General features: G+C 70.2%; 4 protein-coding genes and 1 pseudogene. All 5 read left to right on the plus strand.

The window, feature by feature from the left end; genetic code table 11:
* Window positions 1–268, plus strand: a pseudogene (locus C1J00_RS40835) (carbon monoxide dehydrogenase); the annotation flags it as partial.
* Window positions 269–339: 71 nt separating this feature from the next.
* On the plus strand, window positions 340–1,128 hold the full coding sequence (locus C1J00_RS40840; RefSeq protein ID WP_102913894.1) for an aldose epimerase family protein: 789 nt from the start codon (window positions 340–342) through the stop codon (window positions 1,126–1,128).
* Between the two features lie 10 nt (window positions 1,129–1,138).
* A complete protein-coding gene (pyrE, locus tag C1J00_RS40845) occupies window positions 1,139–1,687 on the plus strand; it encodes an orotate phosphoribosyltransferase (protein ID WP_102913895.1) in 549 nt (182 codons plus the stop codon).
* Between the two features lie 159 nt (window positions 1,688–1,846).
* Complete coding sequence (gene fbaA / locus C1J00_RS40850) at window positions 1,847–2,869, plus strand: class II fructose-bisphosphate aldolase (protein WP_102913896.1); 1,023 nt, start codon at window positions 1,847–1,849, stop codon at window positions 2,867–2,869.
* A gap of 73 nt (window positions 2,870–2,942) precedes the next feature.
* Window positions 2,943–3,223, plus strand: a 281-nt coding sequence (locus C1J00_RS40855; protein ID WP_146046367.1) for an MFS transporter, incomplete at its 3' end; no start/stop codon positions are given.

A 3,223-nucleotide genomic window follows, 5' to 3' on the forward strand; every position in this document is an offset into this window, starting at 1 on the left:
CCCGCCCTCCTCCTACGGACGCGCGGGTGATGAGGCCGATGAGGACGAGGACGAGGAGGGCATCGCCGAGGCGGCGCACGCACGGCGGACCATGATCGGACGCAGCGCCGAGGAGGTCGACCACGCCCCTCCGCGCGGCCGCTACGCCCCGGTCCCCGTGCCGCAGACCGTGACGTCGCCGGCCCCCCTGCGCTGGGCGGCCCCCGCGGCGGCATTGGCACTGGCGTCCGCCATCGTGGCGGTACGGGCCCTGCGCAGACGCCGCTGAACCACTCGTCCGCCGCACGCCAGGGCCCGGGACCGGTCGGGCCCTCTTGATCACCCCAGTAGGGTCGTCCCGTGAGCGACGAAGACATCACGCTGACCGCGGGTGACGCGGAGGTGACCGTGCAGCCGGGCAACGGCGGCCGGGTCGGAGGGCTGCGGATCGGCGGCGTCGAACTGCTGCGCCAGGGCGAGCGCTTCGGCTGCTTCCCGATGGTGCCGTGGTGCGGCCGGATGCGGGACGGACGGTTCCTGGACGGCGCCGAGGTGCGGCAGCTGCCCCTCAACGCCCCGCCGCACGCCATCCACGGCACCGTCCGTGACAGCGCCTGGCGCGTCGCCCGCACGAGTACGGACGAGGCCGTCCTCACGTACGAGCTCGTCGCCCCCTGGCCCCACCCGGGCCGCGTCACCCAGATCGTCGCGCTCACCGAGGACGCGCTGACCCTGAGTATGTCCGTCGAGACGTACGAGTCGTCCTTCCCGGCGCAGATCGGCTGGCATCCCTGGTTCAACCGGAACCTCGGCGGCGAGGACGTACGCCTCGACTTCGACCCCGCCTGGCAGGAGGAGCGCGGCGACGACCACCTGCCCACCGGCAACCGTCTCGATCCGAAGCCCGGCCCCTGGGACGACTGCTTCGGCATGCCCGGCGGCGTCGAGGCGACCCTCACCTGGCCCGGTCAGCTGGAGCTGAAGGTGAGCAGCCGCGAGGAGTGGGTCGTCGTCTACGACGAGCAGGAGGCGGCCGTGTGCGTGGAGCCGCAGACCGGCCCGCCCAACGGGCTCAACACCATGCCGCGCCTGGTCACGCCCCTGGAGCCGCTGGAGGCCACCACCACCTGGAGCTGGCGCCGCCTCTAAGCTGGGCGCCATGACGGACACTCGCGGCGCGCTGCTGCAGCAGATCAAGGACAAGGCCGTGGTGCACGGCAAGGTGACCCTGTCGTCGGGTCTGGAAGCGGACTACTACGTCGACCTCCGGCGCGTCACGCTCGACGGCGAGGCCGCGCCGCTGGTGGGGCAGGTGCTGCTGGACCTGACCGCGGACTTCGACTTCGATGCCGTGGGCGGGCTCACCATGGGCGCCGACCCCGTGGCCGCCGCCATGCTGCACGCGGCCGCCGCCCGCGGGAAGCGCCTGGACGCGTTCGTCGTACGCAAGGCCGCCAAGGCGCACGGCCTGCAGCGGCGCGTCGAGGGTCCGGACATCGCGGGCCGCCGGGTGCTGGTCGTCGAGGACACGTCCACCACCGGCGGCTCCCCGCTCACCGCCGTCGAGGCCGTGCGCGAGGCCGGGGCCGAGGTCGTCGCCGTCGCGACCATCGTCGACCGGGCGACCGGTGCCGCGGAGAAGATCCAGGAGGGGGCCGGGGTGCCGTACCTCTTCGCCTACTCCAAGGACGAACTGGGCCTCGACTGATCGAGGACCTACCGAGGACTGACCAGGGCGTGGACGGTGGCCTGGACCTTCCGGCCAAGTCTGGAAAGATGGGGCCGACGATGACGTCGCACCCCAAGGTCTAGGTCAGGGCCGTTAGACAAAGCAGCACGTCAACCCGCAGATACAAGGAGCGGACGCATGCCCATCGCAACTCCCGAGGTCTACAACGAGATGCTGGACCGGGCGAAGGCAGGAAAGTTCGCCTACCCGGCCATCAACGTGACCTCCACCCAGACCCTGCACGCGGCCCTGCGCGGTTTCGCTGAGGCGGAGAGCGACGGCATCGTCCAGATCTCCACGGGTGGTGCCGAGTTCCTGGGCGGTCAGTACAGCAAGGACATGGTCACCGGCGCGGTCGCGCTGGCCGAGTTCGCGCACATCGTCGCCGAGAAGTACCCGGTGAACATCGCGCTGCACACCGACCACTGCCCCAAGGACAAGCTCGACGGGTACGTACGTCCGCTGCTGGCGCTGTCCCAGAAGCGCGTCGAGGCCGGTCTGAACCCGCTGTTCCAGTCGCACATGTGGGACGGCTCGGCCGAGACCCTCGCCGACAACCTCTCCATCGCGCAGGAGCTGCTGGCGCAGGCCCGCGCCGCGAAGATCATCCTCGAGGTGGAGATCACGCCGACCGGTGGCGAGGAGGACGGCGTCACCCACGAGATCAACGACTCCCTCTACACCACGGTCGACGACGCGATCCGCACCGCCGAGGCCCTCGGCCTGGGTGAGAAGGGTCGCTACCTGCTCGCCGCGTCGTTCGGCAACGTGCACGGCGTGTACAAGCCGGGCAACGTCGTCCTGCGTCCCGAGCTGCTGAAGGAGCTGAACGAGGGCGTCGCCGCCAAGTTCGGCAAGGGCTCCCCGTTCGACTTCGTCTTCCACGGCGGCTCCGGCTCCACGGAGGCGGAGATCCGCACCGCGCTGGAGAACGGCGTCGTGAAGATGAACATCGACACGGACACCCAGTACGCCTTCACGCGCCCGGTCGCGGACCACATGTTCCGTAACTACGACGGTGTCCTGAAGGTCGACGGCGAGGTCGGCAACAAGAAGACCTACGACCCGCGCACCTGGGGCAAGCTCGCCGAGGCCTCCATGTCCGCGCGCGTCGTCGAGGCCTGCGGCAACCTGCGCTCGACCGGCACGAAGATCAAGTAACGCCTCCGGTCCGCTCGCGTACGGAAGAGCCCGGCACCTCCTGTGGTGCCGGGCTCTTCCGTATGCTCCCTGCATGCCCGATGTCCGGCTGGCCTCCCCGCAGGGCAAGTGGATCCTGCTCACCACCGTCCTCGGCTCCAGCATGGCGTTGCTGGACTCCACGGTCGTCAATGTGGCCCTGCCGCGCATCGGCCGCGACCTCGACGCGGACCTGTCCGTCCTGCAGTGGACCGCCAACGCCTACATGGTCACGCTGGCGGGGCTGATCCTGCTGGGTGGGGCGCTCGGGGACCGCTTCGGGCGGCGGAAGGTGTTCGTCGTCGGCGTGGTGTGGCTGTCTCTTTATACACATCT

This window comes from Streptomyces cahuitamycinicus (assembly GCF_002891435.1).
Classification (GTDB): domain Bacteria; phylum Actinomycetota; class Actinomycetes; order Streptomycetales; family Streptomycetaceae; genus Streptomyces; species Streptomyces cahuitamycinicus.